This is a genomic window from Nostoc sp. DSM 114159, from assembly GCF_053470285.1.
In genome coordinates, this window is the sequence record NZ_JBPFEH010000001.1 from 2,774,462 (window position 1) to 2,800,854 (window position 26,393).

At 41.2% G+C, this 26,393-nt stretch carries 19 protein-coding genes; 9 read left to right on the forward strand and 10 right to left on the reverse strand.

Annotation, left to right across the window (positions count from 1 at the left end; genetic code table 11):
• Window positions 1–450 precede the first annotated feature (450 nt).
• The 4 genes from ACR5KR_RS11465 to ACR5KR_RS11480 all read right to left on the reverse strand — a co-directional run bounded on the left by ACR5KR_RS11465 (window position 451) and on the right by ACR5KR_RS11480 (window position 6,051).
• Complete coding sequence (locus tag ACR5KR_RS11465) at window positions 451–4,734, reverse strand: ATP-binding protein (RefSeq protein WP_448266609.1); 4,284 nt, start codon at window positions 4,732–4,734, stop codon at window positions 451–453.
• A 326-nt stretch (window positions 4,735–5,060) separates the two neighbouring features.
• Window positions 5,061–5,396: a hypothetical protein gene (locus ACR5KR_RS11470; RefSeq protein WP_445626414.1), complete on the reverse strand. Its 336-nt coding sequence runs from the start codon at window positions 5,394–5,396 to the stop codon at window positions 5,061–5,063.
• Window positions 5,397–5,401: 5 nt separating this feature from the next.
• Window positions 5,402–5,650 carry a hypothetical protein gene (locus ACR5KR_RS11475; RefSeq protein ID WP_448266610.1) on the reverse strand — a complete coding sequence of 83 codons (249 nt, stop codon included), beginning with the start codon at window positions 5,648–5,650 and terminating at the stop codon, window positions 5,402–5,404.
• Between the two features lie 53 nt (window positions 5,651–5,703).
• Window positions 5,704–6,051, reverse strand: coding sequence for a hypothetical protein (locus tag ACR5KR_RS11480; RefSeq protein WP_448266611.1), 348 nt, complete (start codon window positions 6,049–6,051; stop codon window positions 5,704–5,706).
• Window positions 6,052–6,610: 559 nt separating this feature from the next.
• On the opposite strand from ACR5KR_RS11480, the gene ACR5KR_RS11485 reads away from it, so the two are divergent.
• The gene (locus ACR5KR_RS11485; RefSeq protein WP_448266612.1) at window positions 6,611–7,969 is read left to right on the forward strand and encodes an AAA family ATPase; all 1,359 of its coding nucleotides are present in this window, start codon (window positions 6,611–6,613) and stop codon (window positions 7,967–7,969) included.
• Window positions 7,966–8,763 (forward strand): Rho termination factor, encoded by a 798-nt coding sequence (locus tag ACR5KR_RS11490; RefSeq protein ID WP_448266613.1) that lies wholly within the window; start codon window positions 7,966–7,968, stop codon window positions 8,761–8,763. Before ACR5KR_RS11485 ends, ACR5KR_RS11490 begins: the two co-directional genes overlap by 4 nt.
• Window positions 8,764–8,765: 2 nt before the next feature.
• Here the strand turns inward: ACR5KR_RS11490 and rtcA are convergent, their stop codons facing one another.
• The 3 genes from rtcA to ACR5KR_RS11505 all read right to left on the reverse strand — a co-directional run bounded on the left by rtcA (window position 8,766) and on the right by ACR5KR_RS11505 (window position 12,146).
• A complete protein-coding gene (gene rtcA / locus ACR5KR_RS11495) occupies window positions 8,766–9,815 on the reverse strand; it encodes an RNA 3'-terminal phosphate cyclase (protein ID WP_448266615.1) in 1,050 nt (349 codons plus the stop codon).
• 144 nt (window positions 9,816–9,959) lie between these two features.
• The gene (locus ACR5KR_RS11500; protein WP_445626407.1) at window positions 9,960–11,306 is read right to left on the reverse strand and encodes an FAD-binding oxidoreductase; all 1,347 of its coding nucleotides are present in this window, start codon (window positions 11,304–11,306) and stop codon (window positions 9,960–9,962) included.
• Between the two features lie 177 nt (window positions 11,307–11,483).
• On the reverse strand, window positions 11,484–12,146 hold the full coding sequence (locus tag ACR5KR_RS11505) for a GIY-YIG nuclease family protein (protein WP_448266616.1): 663 nt from the start codon (window positions 12,144–12,146) through the stop codon (window positions 11,484–11,486).
• Window positions 12,147–12,313: 167 nt separating this feature from the next.
• Here ACR5KR_RS11505 and ACR5KR_RS11510 point away from each other — a divergent pair, with 167 nt between their 5' ends.
• A complete protein-coding gene (locus ACR5KR_RS11510) occupies window positions 12,314–13,240 on the forward strand; it encodes a carbohydrate ABC transporter permease (RefSeq protein WP_448266618.1) in 927 nt (308 codons plus the stop codon).
• 65 nt (window positions 13,241–13,305) lie between these two features.
• The gene (locus ACR5KR_RS11515; protein ID WP_448266619.1) at window positions 13,306–13,401 is read left to right on the forward strand and encodes a DUF2887 domain-containing protein; all 96 of its coding nucleotides are present in this window, start codon (window positions 13,306–13,308) and stop codon (window positions 13,399–13,401) included.
• 7 nt (window positions 13,402–13,408) lie between these two features.
• On the opposite strand, the gene ACR5KR_RS11520 is transcribed toward ACR5KR_RS11515, so the two are convergent.
• Window positions 13,409–14,530, reverse strand: a complete 1,122-nt coding sequence (locus ACR5KR_RS11520; protein WP_448266169.1) for an IS630 family transposase — start codon at window positions 14,528–14,530, stop codon at window positions 13,409–13,411.
• 42 nt (window positions 14,531–14,572) lie between these two features.
• Between ACR5KR_RS11520 and ACR5KR_RS11525 the strand changes: the two genes are divergently transcribed.
• Entirely contained in the window at window positions 14,573–15,259 is a 687-nt protein-coding gene (locus ACR5KR_RS11525) for an Rpn family recombination-promoting nuclease/putative transposase (RefSeq protein WP_448266620.1), read from the forward strand.
• Between the two features lie 54 nt (window positions 15,260–15,313).
• Window positions 15,314–16,105: an IS5 family transposase gene (locus ACR5KR_RS11530; protein ID WP_448265250.1), complete on the forward strand. Its 792-nt coding sequence runs from the start codon at window positions 15,314–15,316 to the stop codon at window positions 16,103–16,105.
• Between the two features lie 148 nt (window positions 16,106–16,253).
• On the opposite strand, the gene ACR5KR_RS11535 is transcribed toward ACR5KR_RS11530, so the two are convergent.
• Complete coding sequence (locus tag ACR5KR_RS11535) at window positions 16,254–22,280, reverse strand: translocation/assembly module TamB domain-containing protein (RefSeq protein ID WP_448266621.1); 6,027 nt, start codon at window positions 22,278–22,280, stop codon at window positions 16,254–16,256.
• Window positions 22,281–22,639: 359 nt separating this feature from the next.
• On the opposite strand from ACR5KR_RS11535, the gene ACR5KR_RS11540 reads away from it, so the two are divergent.
• Window positions 22,640–23,917, forward strand: a complete 1,278-nt coding sequence (locus tag ACR5KR_RS11540) for a tyrosine-type recombinase/integrase (protein WP_448266622.1) — start codon at window positions 22,640–22,642, stop codon at window positions 23,915–23,917.
• Between the two features lie 451 nt (window positions 23,918–24,368).
• Entirely contained in the window at window positions 24,369–25,418 is a 1,050-nt protein-coding gene (locus ACR5KR_RS11545; protein WP_448266623.1) for a hypothetical protein, read from the forward strand.
• A gap of 233 nt (window positions 25,419–25,651) precedes the next feature.
• Here the strand turns inward: ACR5KR_RS11545 and ACR5KR_RS11550 are convergent, their stop codons facing one another.
• A complete protein-coding gene (locus tag ACR5KR_RS11550) occupies window positions 25,652–25,846 on the reverse strand; it encodes a hypothetical protein (RefSeq protein WP_322690608.1) in 195 nt (64 codons plus the stop codon).
• Between the two features lie 122 nt (window positions 25,847–25,968).
• Here ACR5KR_RS11550 and ACR5KR_RS11555 point away from each other — a divergent pair, with 122 nt between their 5' ends.
• Window positions 25,969–26,208 carry an SAP domain-containing protein gene (locus ACR5KR_RS11555; RefSeq protein ID WP_448266625.1) on the forward strand — a complete coding sequence of 80 codons (240 nt, stop codon included), beginning with the start codon at window positions 25,969–25,971 and terminating at the stop codon, window positions 26,206–26,208.
• Window positions 26,209–26,393 lie beyond the last annotated feature (185 nt).

The window sequence follows — 26,393 nt, forward strand, 5'->3', positions numbered from 1 at the left end:
ATTTATACTATAAATCCAAGTAATTGCCGATGTGTTTTGTACAATCAAGCAACAGAACCAGGAGTTATATTAACAATTTAAGTTACAAAGTAAAGGTAAAATTAGCCAGATTAGTAACAGCGTTTATCTAGATTAATTCAGAGTAAATATATCTTTTTGAAGAATGAATAGACCTCAATAAACAACAAAGCATTTGAAACAAGTTAATAAATTAACGTGAGTTCGACAAGCCCTTTTTTGACCTCTCCCTCAACCCCTCTTGGACACGGAGAGCAGAGCCAAAACCCTAATTTCTCGTTGCTCCTCCCTTTCTTTGTGGGAGAGGGAGGTTGTCCGGGAGAGGTTCATCGAACTCACGTTAAATTAAGCCATGAATCAAAAGCTCTCATCTTAAATCCCTCTCCCAATATTGGGAGTGGGAGAGTGACTTTGAAATTGGCTCCACTATACTTAGATATGTCCACTTATACCAATTAGAGTTGCAATTTCCTTGATTAATTCCTCTGGTTCGACGGGTTTAGACAGATGCTTTTGAAACCCTGATTCAAGTGCTTGTTGCTGATTGATTTCTCCGGCATAAGCAGTTAGAGCGATCGCCGGAATTTGTTTGGCTTGGTTTGCCTGCAATGCTCTGACTTGGCGCATTAGCATATAGCCATCCATCTCTGGCATTCCAATATCACTGAGCAGCATATCTGGTTCTGACTCTGCCAAAATTTGTAATGCTTCTTTTGCTGATGTCACTGCTGTCACCATTGCTCCAGCCTGTTCTAGTACAAATGTGTGGAAGTCACGGGTATCATCGTCATCATCTACAACTAAAATTTGGATGCCTGCCAGGATTTCAGTGGAAAGAGAAGGATTTAATGCAGCAACATCTATATTTGGTTTTGCAGTTAAATCTTTTTTAATTAGTGGTAGCCTGACTCGGAAAATAGCTCCTTGTCCTTCACCTAAACTTTCTGCTTGAATCGTGCCGCCATGTAATTCGGTCAAATGACGCACAATTGCTAACCCTAACCCCAATCCACCAAATTTTCGGGTTGTCGTGCCATCAGCTTGACGAAAATATTCAAACACATAAGGCAGAAACTCAGGGCTGATTCCCTTACCTGTGTCGCTGACGGTAATCTGAGCTTCAGCGTCAACGTACTCTAGTTGAATATCAATTTTTCCTCCTTCAGGAGTGAATTTAACGGCATTCGATAAGAGATTCCAAATAACTTGTTGTAAACGACCAGAATCACCTAAAACTTGCCCGAAAGAAGCATCCAGCATCGTCTGAATTTGAATATTTTTAGCTTCTGCTGCCAAACGGACTGTTTCCAATCCCGCCTCAATCACCAGTACTAGGTTGACAGGTAACATCTTCAGGTTGAGCTTGCCTTGTAAGATCCGAGAGACATCGAGCAAATCTTCAATTAGTTGAGCTTGTAATTGAGCATTCCGCTCGATAGTTGCGATCGCTTTCTTGATGGCTGCGGCGTCAAACTCACGAGTCTGCAAGAGTCTCGCCCAACCAAGAATCGGATTCAGAGGCGATCGCAATTCATGGGAAAGTACCGCCAGAAACTCATCTTTAATCCGGTTGGCTCTTTCGGCTTCAGTTCTAGCAGCTTGCTCAAGTTCTAAGAGGCGATCGCGTTCGGCTTCTGCAACTTTGCGTTCGGTAATGTCAATGACTGAGCCGATGTAACCTTTAAACTCACCGTCCACCCCAAACCACGGATTCGCGGCATCGATGCAAGAGCGATATTTGCCATCTTTGCGCCGCAAGCGGTACTCCAAACGAAAAGCCGAGTAACTGCTACTAGCTTCTAGAAAAATATTCCTGACATCATTATAGTCTTCTGGATGCACAGCATTTAACCAGCCAAATCCCAGACTCATTTCCTCGCTCTGACCTGTAAAATCGTACCAGCTTTGACTGAGATAGGTGCAGTAGCTATTGGTATCTGTCACCCAAACCATAAAGGGGGCATTATCAGCCATGTTGCGGAACTTTTCTTCGCTTTCTTGAAGGGCTTTCTCTGCTTGTTTGCGATCGCTAATGTCTGTAACAAAAATGCTTACCCCTTCTGCAAATGGGTAGACGCGGTTCTCAAACCAGCGCTGCCAAGCTGGATAAAAGTATTCAAACTGAACAACAGTGTTTTGGGCGATCGCCCGATGAACCTCAGTATCAAACTTGCTTTTAACCACATCGGGAAATACTTCCCAAACGATCTTACCTAGCAATTCTTCCTTGGGGATGCCAACAACTTCTGCTACCTGTTGATTGACAAAGCTATAACGCCACTCTCGATCCAATACAAAGAACTGGTCTTGAATACCAGCGATAACAGTCTCTAGGTGTGCTTTGGCGACCTCAGCTTCAATTCGCAACCCTTGCTCGCGTTCCATTGCCTCTTGGCGGAGACGAGCCATTTTTAAAGCTGCCTCTACTCGCGCCAACAATTCACGGGCAGAGAAAGGTTTAATCAGATAATCATCGGCTCCCGCTTCTAAGCCTTCCACCCGTGCTTCTTCTCCCGCCCGTGCTGACAACAGAATGATGGGAACTTTTTGCGTCAGCGGATCGGCTCGTAATGCTTGCAGCAGTCCAAAGCCATCTAATCCAGGCATCATCACATCTGTCAGTACTAAATCTGGGACACGTCCACGAGCCGAATCCAAAGCAGCTAAACCATCCGGCACTGATTCCACTTCATATTGCTGACTTAATAGCCGCTTAACATAATCGCGCATATCTGCGTTGTCATCGGCCAAGAGAATCCGAGCAGGAGAGGGTGACAGGTGATAGGTGAGAGGTGATAGGTAAGATTCTTCCCTATTCCCTGTTCCCTGTTCCCTATTGCCTATTGCCTGTTCCCTATTGCCTATTGCCTGTTCCCTATTCCCTTGCCCAGGTAGCCATCGCAGGGCTTCTTCTAAATAAGGTGTTGCACCTAATGCAGTTGAAGCTAAAGTTCGCGGGGCACTAATCCGGTCTGGCGGCAAATGAGCATATCCGGTTGGAATTGACACGGTAAAGCAACTGCCTGCTCCGAGAAGACTGGTAACATCAACTGTTCCACCATGCATTTGCACCAATTCTTGCACCAGTGATAATCCAATTCCTGACCCTTCAAAAGTTCGTCCTTGCGCTCCTTTGACGCGGTGGAATCGTTCAAAAAGGTGGGGGATTTCTGCGGCTGGAATACCGATTCCTGTGTCTTTGACTGCAAACTCAACATGGTCATTTGACCACTGCAAACTGACCGCAATTTCTCCAGCCATCGTGAACTTGAAAGCATTCGAGAGCAGGTTAAGAACAATTTTTTCCCACATCTCTCGATCTACATACACTGGTGCTGGCAGGGCAGGACAATTAACTGATAACTGCATCCCTGCCCGTTCTACTGCGGAACGAAATACACTAGCTAATTCTGCGGTGAAGGTGGCAAGGTTGGTGGGTTCATAAGATGCTTCAACTCTTCCGGCTTCAATGCGTGAAAAATCTAGCAAGCTGTTGACCAGTTTCAGCAGCCGAAGTCCGTTGCGTTGCACCATTTCTAGCTGCTCTCGTTCTTTGGCTGGAAGCAGAGTAGCACAAGTAGTTAAGGTGTCCTCTAATGGCCCCAACATCAGAGTCAGTGGGGTACGGAACTCGTGGCTGACGTTGCTGAAAAAGACGGTTTTGGCGCGATCGATTTCTGCCAAGGCTTCAGCGCGTTTGCGTTCTTCCTCGTAAGCTTGGGCGTTAGCGATGCTGGCTGCAATTTGAGCCGCAACTAAATCAATGAATCGTTGATAATTGTCGTCGAATAGCCTGAAGGGGTTCAAACCAGCAATTAATATACCAGCTTTTCCGGTTTGACCGGATGCGGCAATGGGTACTGCGATCGCTTGATGGGGCGATCGCTGCCAAACACCACAGGGTAGATTACTAAAAGACACTTCCAAATCAGAAATTAATTTTGGCCGATGCGTTTTGATCGCTTCCGCAAAAGGCCAAACCCCATCAGCATCAAGAGCAACTGTTTCTGGAACTGCTACGTGGTTTGGCTCGATGCGACACGTTCCAGCCAGAAAAACTTCCTGCTTATCGGGATCGACTAGATAAATCATTGCGAAGGGGAGATCGTAAGGGTTGCTCTCCAGACAACTCGCACTTAGCCTACAGGCTTCATCGAATGTCCGCGCGTCTGCTGTCCTCGCCGCTAGTTCGCGCAAAAGTGCCAACTGACGCTCGCTGATAATCCGCTGCGTGTCCTCTGTGTTGGCGCAGATGATCCCACCTGTGTCGCCCTGGTCATTAGGAACCGGGCTATATGAAAAAGTATAATAGGTTTCTTCTGGGTAGCCATTGCGCTCCATAATTAGCAGTAGCGCTTCATCGTAAGTACCCTCATTCTTCAGCATTGCTGATTCGGCGCGAGGCCCAACCTGATCCCATATTTCCCGCCATACGTATGAAGCCGGCTGTGCTAATGCTTCTGGATGTTTGCCGCCGATAATAGTCTTATAAGCGTCATTGTAAAGGTTAATCAGTTCCTCACCCCACCAAACAAACATCGGTTGACGGCAAGTTAGCATAATTCGCACCGCAGTTTTCAAACTCTGTGGCCACTGCTGTGTTGGGCCAAGGGACGTTTTTGACCAATCCTGTTCTCGCATCCTAGCACCCATTTCACCTCCACCGATAAGGAAATTGACGTTGGCATTGCTTGCTAACGTTGATTCGTTCTTCATCAATTCCTCTCGATTGGTCATGTGCAGTTACAGGCTACATCGGTGGTTGTCTTTTAGAAAAAATCCTCTAGAAATTAGACCTTTACGCTTCTAAACACTTATTTTAGAGGATATTCAAAGTCATATACAGGGTGAGATACCAATGCTGTGACTTTTCAAAGCATTAAAATTGCCTTTTCGGGGCAAGCTTTTACTTTGGTTATTTTTATTGTCTTCTTTATATCATTGATATTTCAAGCTACCAAGGGCGATTCTCATTAGACAATCCATAATGTTGCAACGGCGCTAGCCACAAGCGTTTGACACGCTGTACGAGCAAACGGGTTTTAATCGGTTGCGCTAAAATTCCCCATATCACCCAAGCTGAGACTTTTCTTTTTGATCGTAATTGCAAACTCGACTCCGGCAGCAAACTTTTCTTTGACATTGGCAAATTTACTCCGCGCTTCTAAAATCGCTTGCTGTTCTGCCAACATTTCTGGTGTCTTTGCCACTGTTTGCCAGTTTTTAATCCGCTCCTGCAATTGGGCGTATTCATCGGCAATCGATTTCACCACTGCATCTAGAACGGGGTAGCAATCTTCGGATACTATACCTAATGCTTTGTAAAGTGCGATCGCTTGTTTGACAAACTCCACAAAATCAGTGATTCTGTATGGCAAGTTTTTCACCCGCAAATGAGTTTCGTGGTTGGCGGAGAAACTCTCACGAAAACTGCGGTAGGCTGCTCTTGAATCAAACGAAACAAACCAATCTGCATTTGCAAAGGGGACGTACCGCTTTTTTTTTGATTCGGTGAGTTTGGTTGTTGTGCTAACTGTTCTCTTAGCTGTGCCAACTCTGGAGTTGTTGTTTCTGGTGTCGGTTGGGTGCTGGCTGCTGCGGCTTCATTGGAAGTAGTAACTGTCTTGAGCAAACTGTTCAGGAAATCGGTGAATCTTGAAGCTACTTCAATGGTGTTTAATTATATTAAGTAAGTAGGTTCAGCGCTTGGCAGATGGTTAGTCGTGAAGATGATGCCACAGATCGTCCACAAAGTTCAAACATTCGTCCAAAAAGTTTAAACATTCGTCCAAAAAGTTCAAACATTTGTCCACAAAGTTCAAACATTCGTCCAAAAAGTTCAAACATTTGTCCAAAAAGTTCAAACATTCGTCCACAAAGTTCAAACATTCGTCCACAAAGTTCAAACATTTGTCCAAAAAGTTCAAACATTCGTCCAAGAGCATAATTTACTAGATGCAAGAGTCCTATACCTGATTGGGGATAACCACAGCCAACAAAAAATATCTCTGTATTTAGTGCCTCATACCCCATGCCCAATTCCCAGTACTTTGTATTTGCGATCGCAAACTGACTTAACTTAAATATATACCTTTAGTAGAGGTAAATTCAAAGGCTATGTTCGATATTGAATTAAATAGTAAATATCAAGAACAACTAAACTCAGTTCTAACCTTACTTGCGATCGCCTTGTAAATTTGTCATTTGCTTATTCTTACAACAAATCTGACTTTACAGGATTGATTGCAAATGCCCCTAGATCAAGTATCACAAGTTGTCTGTTTTTACTTATATAAGCTCCTTTGCCTCATTTCAACTCTTAGAAATGAGGCATTTCCTATATTGATATACATCCACGTGTAATTTTGTCAACGGGAATAGAGGCAAAGTGTTAGTACTGCAAGGTATTTTGCTTAACCTAGTATATTGACTTATGCTTCATCTTTGTATTGCTAGCGATCGCTTTCAGGGAAAAGCTTTAATCTAGTAATCAATTCGATTAGTTAAAAATACTGAGGTCGATTAAGTAGCAAATTTGATTCAATTAATAAAACAAACGGTTTTGTCATTGTTCCCGTTTGCTTATTAAGCAATGCTACTTACAGACTGGAACCACATTTTAGACAACATTTTGCCTGATGAGAGTAGTGAGGCGTTTATAAGTGATGTCTTTGTAAGACCTCTAATAAAGGCACTTGGATTTAATCAGCAAGAGCATTTTTCACAATTTACTACGGGGAATGGGACAGTAGATTTTGCTGCGCGTAAGAATATTGATAGTGATATTTTTGCATTGTCTAGAATCAATCCATATTTATTGATTGAAGTCAAAGCACCAGCAACAGGAACAGGAGCAAAATTTAATTTATCAGAAGACACTCCTCAATACATAAATACTAGAGAGCAAATAAAAAGATATTTACTTGCTTCTAAGTGCAATACATCTCAATGGGGTCTTATTACTAATTCAGTTCATATTCAGCTATTTCGGCGACATGGAAAAGTTGTATTTCCTGCAACTCCAAGTATTTTAATTAAAAAAGATAATATTAATGCTATTGTTTCCAATGTAAAAGATTTAATTCATAATCCGCCCAAAGCTTTAACTATTTGTGTTTACAACAATAAAGGAGGTGTGGGAAAAACTACAACAACTGTTAATCTAGCAGCTACCCTTGTACAACAAGGAAAGCGAGTGTTAGTAATTGACTTTGATCCACAGCAAGGAGATTTAACTAAATCTCTTGCTCTACAAGTAAGAAAAATTAGTTTATATGATTGTCTATCCGATAGATATTTAAACATTCACGATACAGTTCAACCATTTACAGTTAAATTGAAATCTGGAAAATCATTACAATTTGACGTTATTCCCGCAGATCCCAAACTGGAAAATTTGACAGAGCATGACTTAGCTACAAGAATTGAAAAGGGGTCTGCTAGGTTAAAAGATGCTTTAAAAGCTTTTGTGTATGAATATGATTATATATTTATTGACTGTCCGACAAATTGGATGTTTTTTAGTCAAAGTAGTCTCTATGCCTGTGATGTGGTTTTAATACCTACCAAACATAATAATTTAGCATCCCTAAATAATGCAGCTAAAGTAATTAAAGAGTTAGTACCAAAAGTTAAGGCAGCTAGACGAGATGGTGGGCCAATCGCCTTACCTATATTTTTTAATGGTGAAAGTATCACTCCTCCTCAACTTAAAACAGCAACTCAGGAAATTGAAGCCATTATTACAAGAGAAATGCAAGTATCTAAGTTTAATTTACTTCCTTATTTTTGGCCAAAGACTACAAGAGCTAATATTGACAAAACCATATATAGTCTGCCAAGCTATGCGATTGTAGCAAATGCTGCATTTTCTCGAATTCCAGCAGCTTTCAAAAATTCTACGGCTGCTGAATATTATCGCGGTCTAGCTAAGGAGTACTTTATTTTATGAGTGATTTTGATAATATTGGCAAACTAATGCATCTGAAGTTGACTGATATTGAATCTGGAGATCAGTTTTCTGAATCTGAATTTATCATTAAAGCAGCAGCAGAGTCTATTTTGCAAGCTGATGGGCGAAATTGGATTCCTGTTATTGTTAAAGAAATTGGTGACTATCAATATCAAGTTATTAGTAACCACTTTATTTATATAGTTGCTCAACAAGCTAAGTTAGAGCGAGTCTGGTGCATAGTCATTTCACCAGATTCTCAAAGTATTGAGCAAGCAAAAATTTTAGCTAGAGAAGTTTTACCTAAAGTAAATTTGAATACAGCATCACGAGATACTATTCTAGCTGCATTCAGATACTTAATATCAGAACCAAGTAGTGCATTAAAAGGCGTAGATCCTATTGTTGCCACAAACCGAATTGCAGAATCTAATCGCAAAACTTGGTCTAACTTTAACCCTATTCTTACCTTGAAATGTGGAATTACTAAAGGTAAAAAGTTGGATACTCTTGCCAAAGTATTCTTTTTCTCACCATCACCAGAGCCAGAGCCTTTACCACCACCAAAAATTGTGAGTATTAAATCTGCATCAAGAGATGAAGTGTTGACTCGTTTGAGTTATTTATCAAAATTCCAAATAGATGGTTTTGAAGCAATTGATATAGAAAAATCATCTGATGTTATATTCAGTGCTAGTAAAGGCAAGTGGAAAAGCTTAAATCCTATCTCTAAACTTGAATGTGGCATTGATACTACAAAAATAAAGGCTCTTAAGAAAGTGTTTAGTCTTTAATCTTATCCACTAATTACAGGACTCACGGACACGATTTTCTCAGCTTCATTTACTGTTATTTGCGCCAGCCCAAACTGTTCAATAACTGCTGCATTTGTTGTTAAATGCCTACTTACTTCAGCCACTCGATACTGACTTTCTTGTAAAGCTAAAGCAGCCGGCAATAATAACTGATCTGCTAAATGTTCATCCACTGGTGCGCCGGTGTAATGAAACTCAAGCAGTTGCTGACAAGCAATCTCTGCAACTGTTTCCGCCGACAACCGCAAACGCCCAAATCCACCAAAGCCAGTTAAGCTATTCTGATACTCAGCAGTTAAAAAAATACCCGCCCCAGGTGCCACACCTCTTTCTCGTAAAGTCTGTACAGTAACCTTTAAATGAGCTTCACGTAATAAATTCTCCGCACGATTCGCCATCCGTTGCGGAATATGGGAAGGCAATTCTGTCACCACTGCAAGTCCTCGCACCTGTTGTAAATCGCCCCGTTCCAGCAAGTCGATCCCACCGAGTTTACCACCGCCATCCACCTGTAACTCTACCTCGCCCCCACCTTGGGGATACCACCCCCAAGCGCCTAACTTGACTTGGGCTTCTACACCCATGCGTTGCAGTATGGGCAGATAAACTTGCTCAATATACGTCGCTGTCGGGCTAAAGTTCACATGAGTTCCACCCTTTAGTGTCACCAGGGAATTGCCAGATGCTAGCGCCAAAGGTAAGAGAATTGTTTGAAGAACTAAAGCGATCGCACCCGCAGAACCACCTTGTTGTGCTTTACTAACATCAAAGGTATAAATTCCCGCTTGCACAGCACTACCTGGGATGAATTCTAGCAGCATTGAACCCAAAGCATCACCTCGTAGTTGGGCATTACAAATTCTCGCCGCCGCCCGAACTGCTGTTAAGTGTTGTGCTGCTAATCCTGGCTTTTTGCGTCCAGCGCGAATGCCTGTAATTCGTATGGGTTCGCCGGTAATGGCGGCTAGACTTAAGGAAGTGCGAAGAACTTGTCCGCCTCCCTCTCCGTAGGAACCGTCAATTTCAATCATGGGCGATTTTGGGATGTTGGATTTTGGGTTATCCCCACGGCTGTTAAAATCAAACCACAAATTATAAACGCCCAACAGCTAGCTTTTTAAAGGGAGGTTACACAAATATACAGAGAAATTTCTGATATGTGTTTCTGTAGTTTGCTAATTTTGAGTTTGGAATTGAATAACCTTGCTTTTACCGGGGTTCATCAAGCCATAAGGATCGACTATTTCTTTAAATTTTAACTGTTCGGGATCGATAAATCTTCTGCCGCCGTCTTCAATAATATATGTATGAGGATTGGCAATACTCACACCCTGTTCTTCGTGATAGCGGATAATTTCATTGAGGCGTTCTTCTGTGGTGTAGCGCACAAGTTGTAATGCACTAGGAACTACGACACCATTCACCCGAAAAAATTCTAAATGCATCATTACCTCATCGCCGAAGTAATTATACATCTGCTCTACTAGTTGCAAACTACAATCCTTAGGAAACAGACTTTGTAAGTATGTAATACCAGTATCTACACTCCGGGCAAGTAAGGTAGTGTGGTTCCAGCTAAATTCCGCTAAATGTGTACCTTTAGCTGCTTCCTCGGCTGGTTTTTGATATGTAATTTGTCCGCCGTATTGCTGCACCAAAGCTGGTAAGAATTCCAAACTTGGCTCGGAAATTATCAAAAATACTGAGTGACTTCCTTGAGGAATATACTCTTGTAGTGCGTGAAAATATTGGGGAATTGGGGATGCAAAGACAGAAATTAACTTCTTAATCATGCCATCAGCATTGCCAATTGCCTGACCAAACTTTGCTGCTGTCATAAAGTCATCAAAGGTGACAATCACTTCTGCCCAAGGATAAGCTGGCCCTAAAGGAATTTCGACTTCAGTGATGATGCCATTAATTCCCCAAGTATGATTTACCTTTTGGACATCATCGCCGCGTAATGCGATCGCACGGGGTTCGTCTTCTACAGTTATCACTCGCAGTGCTAAGATATTACCGCGATCGGCTAATAACCCATATTGGATCGAGCCAATACCGCCACTTCCCCCAGCAATAAATCCGCCAATTGTGGCTGTGCGGTACGTAGAGGGGGCCATACGAATTTCCCAGCCGATTTCTCGTGTTTTTTTATCTAAAGCTGCCAACTTCACCCCAGCTTCTACCCGCGCCACCCCCGGTTTTACCCAAAGAATCTCTTGTAACCGCGTCATATCTAAAATTACGCCACCGTGCAACGGTACACATTGCCCATAGTTCCCAGTTCCCGCACCTCGCACAGTTACAGGTATACGATGTTTTGCACACGCAGCTGCAACTTTTAAAACCTCTGCTTCATTCGCGGGACGCACTACAATATCTCCAACTTTCCCCTCTAATTTCGACACTAACACAGGGCTAAAAGTGTGATAATCCTGGGATAATTTTGCGACTTGGCTAGAATCGGTAATAGTTTCTATACCTTCTAGAGAATTAATCAGAGCATCTAATTTTCTCGTCATATATATCCTTTTTTTTACTCAGAAGAACGCAAAGGTTACGCAAAGGAACGCAAAGAATTAACTTCTCTGCGAACCTTTGCGCTTCCCTCAGCGCCCCTCTGCGTTTTAAAATCTTAACTCTCATCTTTCACAAAACTTTCATGCCACTTACTCAAAAAGTCAGATAGCAGACAAAAATCAATACTTAGTTTCCTGTGTCTGTGCGTCAATAATCACACTCCAGTCATCGTTTTTCACAGCAGCTTCAAGTTGACGTTGACGTTCGGCTTCACTCGCATCTATTGTTTCTGACTCTTTTGAAAGGGTTGTATCAGCCATTGCTTTCCGCAGTTTTAGCTTTTTCTCCTCGTAGGCTTGAAGTTGGGCTTCTGACATTACCGCCTTAGTCGCTTCGCCTACCGTACTAGCCCACATTCCGCTTTCAGTTGCATTACCAGGTGGCGTACTTTCGAGTTCTGCTATCCACGCATCTCGCAAATCTTCCATTTCTTGACGTTTGGGAAATTTGAATGCTTGCACGCGTACAAAAGCACACTTTTGCTCGCCATTTTGGCGAAGATGGCTATTTAGGGAAAGCAACACATTCCGAGAATAGCCAATATACTGCGTGCGACGTTCTGCATCTAATACTGCATAAACTCCGGCAATTTTAGCGTTCTGAGCAGCTACACTCCAAGCCTTAAACTCAATGATTTCAGTACCATTGTTTGCCAGTTCAGGAGTTATACTCACCTCAATAGCAGCGTGTTCATCATCGGAACTATACAAAAATTCATGCAGTCCACGGTGGTTTATGGGGACATTTTGATGTTCAATTGGCGGATTGTGCTGAGTTTCCATTGCAGTTAATCTCCGAGTTATTAATTAGCGATGTCTACGACGAACTTCTCTACGAGAGGCTACGCCAATGCTTACACAAGCAAATAATGCCCTTAAAATATTGAAGCTTAAATCTACTCACATCTCCAAATTCTTGTTCTGAAAAAGCAAAAACAACTATTATTCTTATGAATCAATTGATACCTAAAAATTGGATTTTCATCAAACAGCGGCTTACCCCTTATTTATTTTTACTACCCGCCTTAGTTCTTTTAGGCTTAACTGTCTTTTGGCCTGCACTACAAGCGTTTTACCTCAGCTTTACTAACTATGAAGACATTGCCCAGCCGCCACTATGGATAGGTTTCGCCAACTTCCTCAAGCTTTGGAAGGATGCAGTTTTTTGGAAAACTTTGGAAAACACTTTTTTATATCTTGTAGGTGTAGTACCAATTTTAGTAATCGCTCCCTTAGTACTGGCAATTTTGGTAAATCAGAAACTGCGGGGAATGAATTGGTTTAGAGCAGCGTACTACACTCCAGTAGTAATTTCAATGGTGGTTGCGGGAATAGCTTGGAAATGGCTGTATGCAGAAAACGGATTACTGAATCAGTTATTTAAAGCTTTAGGTCTTTTTCCAGAAGGTATTCCTTGGCTAACTAGCCCAGCAAAAATTTTTGGCATTGTACCAATTTCTCTTGCCAGCGTCATGGCTGTCACCGTATGGAAAGGATTAGGCTACTACATGGTGATTTATTTAGCGGGGTTGCAATCAATTCCCGCTGATGTGTACGAAGCTGCTGCCATTGATGGCTCTGATGGTATTAGCAAACATTGGGATATTACCATACCTTTAATGAAGCCATATTTAGCCTTAGTGGCAGTAATTTCGGCTATTTCTGCGACCAAAGTATTTGAAGAAGTCTACATTATGACTCAAGGAGGCCCACTCAGTAGCTCGAAAACGATTGTTTATTATTTATATGAGCAAGCTTTCAATAACTTGGAAATTAGCTATGCTTGCACGATTGGTCTAGTGCTATTTTTGATAATTTTAGGATTGTCAATTTTGCGATTAGCTATTAATCAGCAAGGTGATGATATCACAATTTAATAATTTTAGAAAAATCATATTTTCTCAGCCCCGATAATCTAAAAATATTCAAATATCGAGAGTGCATGAAAACAGACACGATTTTTTACACCTTATTCCAAACTCTTCCAGGTGTGTTATTTGAACTTTTGGAACAATCGCAAGCCTTAGCATTAAGCTAATCGGCATTTAAGCTGCAATATAACTGACATTACCTTTGTTTTTGATTTTCCGATGCCACTTAATGACTAACTCGCCTTGATTCAACAACTTATCTAGTAGTGATTTTAACTCATCTACTGATTTAAATAACCGATGAGCAATATATTCCTTACATGAGTGCCAGACTAACTCGATAATGTTGTAATCAGGGCTGTAAGATGGCAAGAACTCTAAAACAAAATTCGGAAACTGTTTAGATATTTTAGCTAGAACATCTTTGCGTTTATGAAAACTAGCATTATCTAAAATCAAAATAATTTTTGGCCCATACTTAGCAAAATTTTCAGAACAGTTACCTTGATTTACCCACTCCTGTTTGATTAATTCATTTAATTGTTCTAATTGCTCGTAAAAAATATCTGCATTACCTTTTTTGACGAAGAAGCATACCCGTTTTCGGTCTAATTCTCGGATTGCTCCCATCACATTGACACCTCCACAACGTCGTTGCCCTGGAACATTCTTGCGCTTTCCTTTTTTACCCCAATTCTTGCGTCGAATCACACGTAGACTAAAACCACTCTCGTCCCAAAACCATACCTGTAAACGCTCTGGCTGCTCTCGTGCGATTGATAGATATTGAGCAAGTTTCTCCTTGAACTTGGCTCTTTCGATTGGGTTTTGTTTATCTTCCAGGTCATATTTAGACCAGATATAACTATACTTTTTTCTCTTTAATATCCTCCTAACTTGAGAACTACTTAAATCAATTCCTGTTTTTTCGGTTAAATATGTAGCTAGTCGCTCTGCCGTCCATTTCCCAAATTCATACCCTAACGTCGATGGTTCTGTATCAACAGTTTTTAATAACAGTTCAACATATTCAGGGGTGGCTTTTCGATAATGTTCGTATTCTCTTTTATTATGTAAAGTTTCTAAATCATCGGGATCTCCATGCATACACCAATATGCTACTGTTCTGTGCGAACAACCTAAAAATTTAGCAATCTCGTGTTGTGGTTTTCCATCATTCTGTAGCAGTATAATTAAAATTCTTTCTCTAACGTGTGGTAAGTCACTTTCTTTTAGAGCTTCCTGTAGCTTGGTGATTTGTTCTGGCGTTAAAAAGTTTTTGGCTGCTGGTGGCATACTTGCTTTTGAACGGCTTCATCTTCTTATTATGCAACTTACGTGCCGATTAGCTTACACTACGAATTTACCTCAGTAAAAATCAAAGAACTAGCACGTCGCATTGATGGCTTATTCTTACCCAAACCTGAATTCCCAGAAGACACAATCTATTTTGTTGAGGTACAATTTCAGCGAGATGATGAGATATACTGGCGAATAATTACAGAAGCTTTCCTATATATCAATCAATATAAACCTCAACGTCGCTGGCAAGCAGTATTACTTTTTGCTCAACGTAGTCTCGACCCAGGTATACCATTCATTTACCAAACATCATTAGCTCCACAGCAAATTCGTATAATTTATTTAGACGAATTAGATAATGTACCATCATCTTCGATTGGGTTAAGCGTAATTAAGTTAGTAGTTGCAGCAGAAGATCGAGCCGTACAGCAAGCGAAAAACTTGATAAAACAAGTACAACAAACGGATGAAGCTAATCGGAGCAATCTCTTAGAATTAGTAGAGAGAATGCTTATTTACAAATTTGTAAACAAAAGTCAGCAGGAGTTAGAAGCAATGTTTGGATTAACCGATTGGAGACAAACTAAATTTTACCAAGAAGTCAAGGAAGAAACAAAGCAAGAAGTAAAAGAGGAGGTTCGTGAAGAAACAAAGCTGGAGACTATACCCCGTCTGCTTAGGTTGGGTTTAAGAGGATGTTTTAAAAGAGAGGGGCTGTTGTAAGAAAGCTCACAAGGCTTATGCTGAGATTTGTAGAAAACAGCACCTTGTGAGCGAATGACTAAAGCATACCGTAGCAATTTGACATGGGAACAGTGGGAATTAATTGCAGACCTATTCCCAGGAGCAAAGCCAGGTGGTCGTCCCCGAAAATTAGCCTTATTTGCGGTGGTGAATGCGATTCTCTATGTATTGTGTGAGGGGTGTACGTGGCGAGGTCTACCAGGTGATTTTCCCGCCTGGTCAACGGTTTATGGTTATTTTTGGAGATGGGGTAAAGATGGTACATGGTTGAAAGTTCACGATCAACTCTACCAGTGGGTGAGAGTAGACGCGGGGCGTGAACCTAGCCCATCAGAAGCAGCAGTTGATAGCCAGTCAGTAGAAACAGCAACGATGATCTCTATTGATGTTGGTTACGACGCAGGTAAAAAAATTCATGGGCGTAAACGCCATTTGAGTGTAGATTTACTGGGTCTAGTTTTACGGGTTTTGGTAACATCGGCTAGTTTTCCAGAACGTGAAGGCGCGAAAAAAGTCCTCAGCCGAGTTCACAATACAGGCAATCAAGTAAAACGGTTGAACACTATTTGGATGGATGGAGGATACCGAGGAGAAGAATTTATGCGGTGGGTGATGGATATGTTTCGCTGGATTGTAGAAATTGTTCTTAGACCCTTGGAAAAAAAGGGTTTTGTTCATTTACCAAAGCGCTGGGTTGTTGAGCGAACTTTCGGGTGGCTTAATTGGTGTCGGCGTTTAAGCAAAGATTATGAAAGATTACCTGAAACTTCCGAGATATTTATCTATATTGCCATGATTCGTATTATGGTCAGACGACTGGCATAATTTTTGACTGGTTTTGACTTTTAAAACATCCTCTAAGTATAGAGCAAATTGCGGAAGCATTAGAATTGGATGTTAAACAGGTACGAAAAGCTATTGAGAAGCAAGGAGAAGAGGGAACAGAAAGTAATTCGTAATTGAAGAGATTTATTTAAAACCGCTTTTGATATTCCACTACAGCACGACTGTCATCGGTTAAGTTAGTGGAGGCACGCACGCGAAATTCATTGTTTATTCGGTAATTAATACCCCATTGGAAGGGGTCGTTTGTTGTCAAAATTTTGATACTGGAAACAGATATTTTGGAAGAAATGTCAACCCCAGCCTCCGCTGCTAATTCTAAAGTTGAATTGCTTCTTCCAGCTTCAGGATTCTCAGATATCACGGTAGGAAATATCCGCAGTTCGCTTAAGCCAAAAGTACTCCCAATCTGGTTAAAAGCTGACTGAAAATTGTTAAACACAGCCGAACCTGCGATGTTAATCAGACCTAAAGTACTGTCTGCACGTCCTTGGGTGTCTACAAATCCACCTCCTAAAAGAGCAACAATTTCAGTTTGACTACGTGACGGACTACTTGTTAATTCTAGATTTTCATTTAGTTTGCTAGCTAAACCGTTGATAGTAGCTTCGACTCGAACACTCTCTAACGCTGATAAACCTGTAGAATTTACTCGGCTGAAGTCATTGCTTTGAGTTACATCCAGTACTTTAGCAAATAGCCGAATATCTAAGTTGGGGTCGCGGGGTTGAGAAGGACTAAAAGTTGCAGTGTGTTTATAGCCACGAGCAAGGTTAAATTGGGTAGTAAATAAATTTACCCCTCCTTTTTCTAACTGGATGGTGCCATCAGGTATAGGCTGATTGATTAAGCCGTTAACGATGAGATTACCGCTGGCGCGGAAGTTGAGAATAGGGTCACGGGTAATTTGGACGTTTTTACCTAGTTCCAAATCTAAATTATTAAATCTGGCGTTAGTATTTCCCGCCCCATTCCCAATGTTAGATTTGCTCTGCTTATTGTCTTTTGTGGGTGATACGCCAATACTACCATTTGCAGATGTCGTGGCGTCGGTAGATTCTGCCAGCAATACTTTACCATCAAATAAATTTACTCTACCGCCAATTATGGGATTAAGGGCAGAACCAGTAATCTGCAAATTGCCACTAGCGCCTCCTTGGTAAAGTCCCTTGAGATTCAACGCTAGCTGTTCGAGATTAACAGTCAGGGGATTTTTGATAGTTACGTTCTCATTGTTGAAGATGGGAATTTCTCCAGCTGCTTCTACCTTTCCACGGCTAAATCTACCTTGAAGATTTTCTACTAAGATGCTGTCAAAATTAAACAGCACTCTACCTGTGACGCGTCTGAGCTTACCTGGCAAAGCCTGGGCTGAAAAAGTGGCATTATTGACAGTAGCAATTCCGTCTAGTTGAGGTTTTTGCAGTGTTCCCCGCACTTTGAGGTCTACTTCACCTTCACCTTTTTCAAATAACACTTGATTAGTCAATGCGTTTAACAGCCCCAATCCCTCATTTTCTAACTTCATATCCAAACTGATTTGATCGCTGTCTGGTGCGACGGAAGCAAAAGGTAATTTATAAGGGATGCTGCCAGTAATATCAACAGGTTTTGGCCCAGCAACTGCTACAGTGCTACCAAAGTTTAAACGTCCATTGGCATAGCTGAAACTTGCTCTTGCTGACTCTATTTTGCTCTGATTTAGTATTCCTTCTGTGATTTGCAATTCCCCTCTAGCTTGGGGATTAGCAATGCTGCCTGCTAAAGCTGCTGTACCGTTAAGATTACCTGTGATGCCAACTGGTAGTTTGACAACATTATTCAATAGTTGTACTGGAAAATTATTCACCCGCAACTGACCAGATTGTTCATCACCGCCAACGTTACCCGTAAATGCAATCAGCCTGTTTTGAGATTCGATTCGTAATGGTCGCAAACTTAAAACACCGTTCTCAAAGTTACCTTCGGCAATCACTTTTTCGGCAGTATAAAAACGATTTCGTTCTTCTTTTTTGCCCCAGGCAAAGTCTTGTCCATTCAAATTAAAATCCACTGATAATCCATTGGCTGTAGCTGTATTTACAGCCACTTCCCCATTGAAAGTCCCCTTTAAGTCTGCCAAATCTGGTATTGGAGTGGAATTAAGTCGCTGTTCTTCCTGTTCTGCCAGCAAAGCTTCAATTTCAGAAAACCGTTGGATTTGGGTTAATAAGGGTTCATTTGGCGTTCCTTGGGGGTTGGTAGTCAGATCCGCTGCGGTGCCGTAAATTTCTGCCGAACCACCTGGCAAATTTTGTAAATCAAATACCTTGGCTACAGCTAGAACATCTTGGATCTCACCCTGCTTGACGTTCAGTTTACCTTGTAGTTGAGGCCCTTTAGGGCTTTGAGCCACAGTACCAACAAGGGCGTAGCTACTTTTTCCTTTGACAAATTCGCTACTAGTAAGTGTAGCTTTACCGTCACCGTAGCGGAATTGAGCAGCTATTCGATCGCCTTGAATTCGGCCAATTTGCGGATTAGCGATCGCTAAATTTCCCGTTGTTGCCAATGTCTGCTGATTAAACAGCACATCCCCAGTTAACAACCCAGCTATCTTACCAGCACCCAAGCGAGTAATTGGTGGTGGAGTCAAATTTAATATTTGTAAAGGGAAATTGGCAACTTTCAGCGCCCAATCATTTCCTTGAACATTACCTGTGGCTGATGCTTGCTGCCATTTGACTAAGAAAGATTTCGGGCGATTATTGGCATCTAAATTGAAGTTCAAGCGATCGCTATTACCTGCCAAGTTCAAACTCAAACCGCGTCCCTGTGCTGAATCAATATTTCCGGTTAACAACGGCTCAAAAGCAATATCTTGAACAACCAAGTCTCGTAAATTGATTTGCCCTACCACATTTGGCAAGGGCAGTTTACCAGTAATTTGACCATTAAAATCTACACTTCCCGCCACCGCAACCTGATTAGGAAGATTAATCGGTAACTGTTTTAAGTTGTAATTCTGCGCCTGGACGTTGAGATTTAGGGCAGTAATTTCCGGTATACCTGCTTGTTTTGCATTGGCTAATATATTACCAGTAACACTTAAACCGGGAGCAGTCGCTCGCTCAATGGTCAGCCTTTCACCACTCCAAGCGATCGCAGCCGTCAGAGGTCGCTCAAGACCAGGGATACCTTGAGATAATTGCACCTGTCCAGCAGCACGCACATCAGCTAATTTGGCCGATCCGATATTGCCAGCTAATTGCAACTGACCGCCAAACTGACCCCGCAATTGCTGATTTAACCGATTTAATTCCACACCAGCAGCATCAACTACAGCTTGATAGCGACCATTAGCCACTTGGATATTAGAGGCTGTAATAGTTCCACCTGCAACATTCAGCCGTCCCTGACCGTTAGCTTGGATAGTTTGTGGTTGGAAGGATTCAACAGAACCCGCCACGTTTGCTTGACCAGTTAACGTCCCTCGAAACTGTGGTGGTACTGCTGCTAATTGTTGCACAGGTACATTACTTGCCTGAACTTGCGCCTGGTATACACCATTACCCACCTGGATATTAGAGGCTGCAATAGTTCCACCTGCAACATCCACCCGTCCTTGACCGCTAGCTTGAATAGTTTGCGGTTGGAAGGACTCTACAGAACCTGCCACATTTACTTGACCAGTTAACTTCCCTCGAAACTGCGGTGGTACTGCTGCTAATTGTTGCACAGGTACATTAGTTGCCTGAACTTGTGCCTGGTATACACCATTACCCACTTGGATATTAGAGGCTGTAATAGTTCCACCCCCAACATTTATCCGCGCTTGACCGTTGGCTTGAATCGTTTGCGGTTGGAAGGACTCAACAGAACCCGCTACGTTGAACTGACCATTTAATCCCCCTTGAAACTGCTTTGGTACTTTTGCCAACTTCTGCACAGGCACATTCTTAGCCTGAACTTGTGCCTGATATACACCATTCGCCACTTGGATATTAGAGGCTGTAACCGTACCCCTGCCAATAGCAAGGCGAGCCTCACCACTGCCACGGAAGGTTTTCAGGCTGAAATCATCTCTGCTACCTGCGATTTGGAATGTTCCCGCCAAAGGATTATCTAAAGCTGGGGGAGACTGTTTCAATATTTGTCCCAACCGCACACCATTAGCTACAAGTTGAGCCGAGAAGCTTTGGTCTTGCAGTTGGATATTAGAAACTGCAACTGTGCCACCACCAATTTGAACTCCTGCACCATCACTGCGAATCGTGGCAATTGCAAATGGTGCTGTGCTGCCTGAGAGGATGAGACGACCATTGAATTGTGCCCCAGCCAAAGAGACATTTTGCAGTTGACTTTTGTCTACAAAGGGTTCTAACTTTACCCCAGAGGCAACAGCCACAGCTTGCCAACGCTCATTAAAATAACTACCAGTTGCCCGGACTGTCCCACCACTGACATTCAGAGCCACATTACGGAAAGAGACGGTGCGATTTGGAGCGATCGCAACTTCGCCAGTTCCGGGATAAGTTCCGTTGGGGGCTTGGAACTGTACCACAGTTTGGACATTGGTAGGAGCGCCAGTTAGTTGAGCTGTACCTGAGACATTGCCAATTTGAAAGGTAGGAGTTGTTTCGTAGACTTTGGCGATCGCATCTCCTGGAACATTTTTGGCAGCGAAATTTAAATCCAGTCGCGGACTCTTACCGAGTTGAATTGTACCAGCGCCGGTGATATCACCACCAACTTTAGCTTTACCTTGAATATCTTTTAAGGTAAGTAAAGAGGAACTAGTAGCAAGCTCAAACTTACTACTGATGCGATTAAAATCAACTTTGTCAATTCTGGCAGTTTGGATTGTGGCAACTGAGCCGGAGAGTATTGGCTCTTTTGTCGATCCGGTAATCTGCAAAGAAGCTTGTACTTGTCCTGCGATCGCTACAGGTAATTTTACCTTGAGAGTCTCCTGGGCATTCGCCAAACTCACCGCATTTACACGCGCTGCCAACTTCAAGCCTGCTTGAGTGTCGATGATTCCCGTAGCCACTAAAGGAATTTTGCCGTAGTTGCTAGTCACATTATTTAACTGCAACTCCGTTCCTTGGAAGTGCAGGTTTCCTTGACTATTGCTCAACAGTTGCGGGACTTTGGGTATTTGCAGCGTTACCCCTTGCACAGTAGCGTTGCCAAACAATAAAGTTTGCTGTCCTGGTGTCAACCGAACTAACAAATCGCCATTGGCTCGACCCGCTTGTAAGTTCACTGGTAACTTAATCAACCGAGTAATATTCTCAGCCAGAAAATCTTGTGCTTGCACCTGGAAAGTCCCTGCTAGCACCTTAGAACGTGTCTCTCCCTGAATGGAAATATTGCCACCACTATCTGCTTGACCCCCAACTTCAAACCGTATCAACTGGTTATTTGCTAAAAGTTGAGCAGATCCATTAAGTTGAGAAAATAGCACCGGCGATTGCTGAGTGTTGTTAGCGGTAGCAGGGCGTTTATCCAGTACTGAATTAGAATTTGGGTCTTCTCCCTTGCCCTTCTGCTCCCCTGCCCCTCGGTCACTGAGCGTAGCCGTTGGCGCAGCCTCTCGTAGAGAAGTGCTGCCCCCCTGCTCCTGTGCCCCCTCATCTCCCTCTACTCTCTCATCCGGCATCAAGGCCAGCTTGGCATTCCGAAACCGCAGGTAGTCCAAATCGGTTTTAATTGCAGTGCTTTCACCTGACGACGCGATGGTAGTGGAAACCCAACGCCCTTGGTCATCCTGGTCAATGTAAATATCTGGGTTGACTAAGGTTACATCTAGCTTTAGATGGCGATTAAAAATTAGTTGTAACAGATCGAAACCCACCTCTACAGATTCGACTGTGGCCCGGTCTGCATCTGTAGGTGTGGCTGGGATAGCTGAAGCCCCAAACTGTACACCTGTCAACGAAAATTGTGTGACTCTTCCCAGTTTTACCGGACGGTTGAGTGTAGTAGTTAGACTTTGTTGTGCCAAGGGTGTTAACTCTGTTTGGACAAAAGTCCACAACCGCCAAATACCAACGAGAACTCCTAACAGCAAAAGTCCACTCAAGGCAATGCTACCCCGGCTCAACACCTGCAACCACAAACGTTTGCGGATAGGGGAGGGGGAATGAATATCTTGATTGGTAGATTTAGTCATTTGCTTTCACTGTATTAATTGCCGGATGTCGTTGGCACACACAAGCATTAACTGGCACATTGGTTCAGTATGCCATTTCCAGGATACGCCAACTAAACTCAAGACCCCATTGGTTGAGTTACGGTATTTTCTCGATCCAATACTTATGCTGAATAATATTGGCGTTTTCAGGAAAATCTGAATAGAGTGAAAATTATTCCTGTGACTTTCCTTGAGGCACAATCTCGAACTTTAATATGAATAAACCTTAAAAAGGACAGATGATTACACCAAGGCGTGTAATGGTACTCATAAAGTATTCTAGTATTTAAGCAGTTATTCAAGAACTGAAACAATAAGAATTACTAGAAAATTACTAGATGTACTCAAAACGTCCAAACACCAAGGGTTCTAACCGATTAGCTGACGTAAACGTAGGAGTTGACAAAGGTTCTCTTCGCCTCCAGTTCAGTACTAGGGTAAGTCAGGAGTTCTACGGTAAACGTCAAGCTTATAAAGGGTTAGGCAGAAGTGATACCCCAGAAAATAGACAATGGGCTGACGGTATAGCTAGGCGGATACAAGCTGACATCGATTATCCAGACGGAGGATTATTTGACCCTACCCTGGCTAAGTACCTGGATATCAAGCCGATGGCTACAGTTACTCAGTTACCGACCGCGAGAGCATTACCTACATTAGGAGAATTGTGGAGTAAATATATCGCTTGGAAGCTACAAACACAACAAATTGCTGAGTCAACACATAGGACACTATACCAAACTACTTACACTACATTGCTAACACCTTTTCTAGATCAAGAGTTTGGAGAAGAAACAGCAAGTTTAATTATTAATACATTGAATGCAAAAAAAACTGGTAAGCACTTAATAAAAACTTTGTATGGTGCTTTATCTTCTCTTTCCTTATGGGCAATTAACAATAACTTAGGAATAAACCGAGATTATTTTAACGAGATTAAAGAATCTTATCGACTGCCTAAAAAATCACAACAGTTACAAGAAGAAGATTACAAGGCTTATACATTGGAAGAGAGAGATATAATTATCAATGCATTTTATGAATCAAATAAACAACACGAGAGAGAAGTTGCGAATTTAATTGAATTCTTATTTCTTACTGGATGTAGGCACGGCGAAGCATTCGCACTTAGATGGAAAGATATTAAATTTGATTCAGGATGGATAATTTTTGGTGAAAGTTATTCTTATTCATTGAAGAAAAGTAAAACCACTAAAACGGAAGTAATTAGATGGTTTAAAATGAAAGGTATGAATAGATTAATTAATCTATTAAAAACCTTGAAGGAAAAAACAGAAAATGATAATGAATTAGTTTTTAGTAACAAAGGCAAATACTATGACTCACCTAAGATTAGAGTAGCTTGGAACCACAATAACCGTGTAAATGAGGACGGAAAAGCCTACAGTTATCCTGGGGTTGTTAGTAGACTTGCCACTCAAGGATTAATACACGGTTATCTTAAGCCCTATTCTACTAGACATACTTTTATTAGTATTCAAGCTAACAATGGTGCTGATTTGGGATTATTAGCTGATAGTTGTGGTAACAGTGTAGACACTCTTATTAAGCATTATTTGCAACCGGATAAGGAAAGAGTACTGAAAGACATCTAAGTAAATAGAGAAGTGTAGTTGAAATTACTCCAAGTAGAGACTCCAAGTAAATTAAAAACCTCTAGGAATAAGCCTTATAGCTTTAACGTAAGGTAACGACGAAATCGGAATTAAAACGTACCAATCAAGCAACTTTATGGCTTAGGAATTTAACTAAAAAAAGCCAGCGATTTGCTGGCTTTTACCTCAAAAAACTACTCTGGATCTAAAAAAGATTATTTTGATTTATCGGTGATGGATATACAGAGGTTTTTAAAAGTCCTGTTTGAACAAGTTCATAAATTCCTTCATTTTATGCTATGTTATACTAGCTAACTTAATTTTGCATGAAAGGGTATGAAATATTTTAATTTTTGGTTGTTTTAATAAATTAGCAAATATTAAATCTGCTAATTGCATTTAGTTAAATAAATTAGCCATTTTTCAGAGTTAACCTAAATGAGGTAATGAGATGCAAACCTTCCAACTAATTGAAAATTTTGAGTTTTTACAAAATTTGCTAGAAAAAGACGAGAATAAATTAGCATTTGAATTGCTGCTTTTTTTGGCAGAGCCATACGAAACTGGCACTTTAGAATATTTGGGAGATATTATTCAAAGAATAAACAACATATCTTACGTCAACCTTGAAAGCTATCTATCAACTTTAATAAGTGAAATAAAATCACGTGTAAAACCTAAAGTTTTTTTTCTAAACCTTGAAAGACTACAAGAAAATTACATCTCATTTCTAAAAAAAACAAACCAAAATAGTGAAATAGAAAGTTATATTCGTTCTCAGTTTTCCCTATTGGAAGAGGCATATGAAGGGTTTCTTAATGGGTCTGATTATAGATCAACTATCCATTTAATTATTTGTGCAAAAACTTTTTTAAATACTTTATCTACTTTTACTCAAGCTAATAGTTTTATCATTAATAGTCTTCAACAAAATTATGATTTTGAACTTGATGAAACTTTAAGGTCTTTTTCTCTTTTTATAGATTCTGATTATACATTTAAAGAATTTATACAAAAACTAGAAGCGATTCAAGCGCTGTATTCAGAATTATGCTTTATTTCTGATATTCCTGAGGTTGATTTTCCTCTAAGAATAATTAAGATAGAATCTGGTAGTTTATGGCTTAAAATCTTTGGAGAAACTAAAGTTATAGAAACAATTATATCTTTAATAAAAGACGCTAAGGAATATGGCTATAGAAACTTAACTAAAGAGGGTAAGATTGAAGCAGAGCAGCAAAATTTTAAAGCTCTAGAATCAGCTTTAGAACTTAGAAAAAAGTTACAGGAAGCTAACATTGATGTTGAAGAATTTGATGAAAAAATAAAAAAAAGTTCTATTGTAATCATGAACAATCTTAATACTCTTTTGTCTGGTGAAAATAAAATAGAACTAAATGGTGAATTAATAGAATCAGATGACACAACTCAGAAACTTTTAAAAGGTAGTAATAAATATTTGCTTGAAGGTTCCAAAGATGCTACAGAGGATAATGAGTAGCTTAATTGAAAATAATCAGGTGTCCAAACGTCGTAGGCTGTGGATCACAGGGTCTACAATTAACAGTGAAAATCAATCAGCACAGATAGGCTAAGATTCTCACGTAGTCAGAGGTACAGCTATAAATTTAAGGCTAGAGTCAATTTCCTAACCCTAGCCTTAAATTTATTATTTATATGTATTGCTTTTCAACTATCTGTAGTTTAGACAGAATCTTAGAAATAAAGCTCTAATTACTGTTGCCTTCCTTTCTTTTCGTCCAGTGCTTTTTGAATGGCTTTTCTACAAAATTCAGGAGGATTGTCTTGCGCTTTGACCTCCTCTTCCATTGACTTAGTGACACGAATAGTAAGTTTCCCATCTAGAGGTTCTTCTCTGTCAGATTTAATTGGTTCAAAATTTTGAGGATTACCTTTAGGGTTAGGCATTGTTGAGAAATATAAATAACACTTGATTCGATGTCTACCGAAGAATAGAGTGTTTAATCGGTGGTGATACCAGTCTCGCAAACAGTTCACCACCGATACCACTTTTAGAAAATGGCTACTCTATGTTTACACGAACGGAACTCGAAATCAAAACTATCCAGGAGTTACGCGACTTGTGCCGTCGATACGGTCTTAAGCCTACTGGGAACGCTGGATATAAGACTAGCTACGTTACTTCACTTATAGCCTTCCCTGCGATCGCACTTAACCAGATGCAAGAAGGTAGGGGATTAAGACGGTTAAGTTTTGAAGCTTTCCAAAATATCGGCGCTGCACTCGATTCAAATGAATTCTCCAACTGATGAACAAGTAGCGCTTATCAAAATCACGATGGAAAGACGTTCACTTCATCCGCCTCAATCATGGGAACAGCAAAAGCTTCTCAATCTCTACATAGCTAAACAAAAGCTAGAAGAGGTTATGTATTTGTTGGGGGAATAGTTAACTCAAAAGCTTAGTTAATAGCAAGGACTCTAGATAGAGTCCT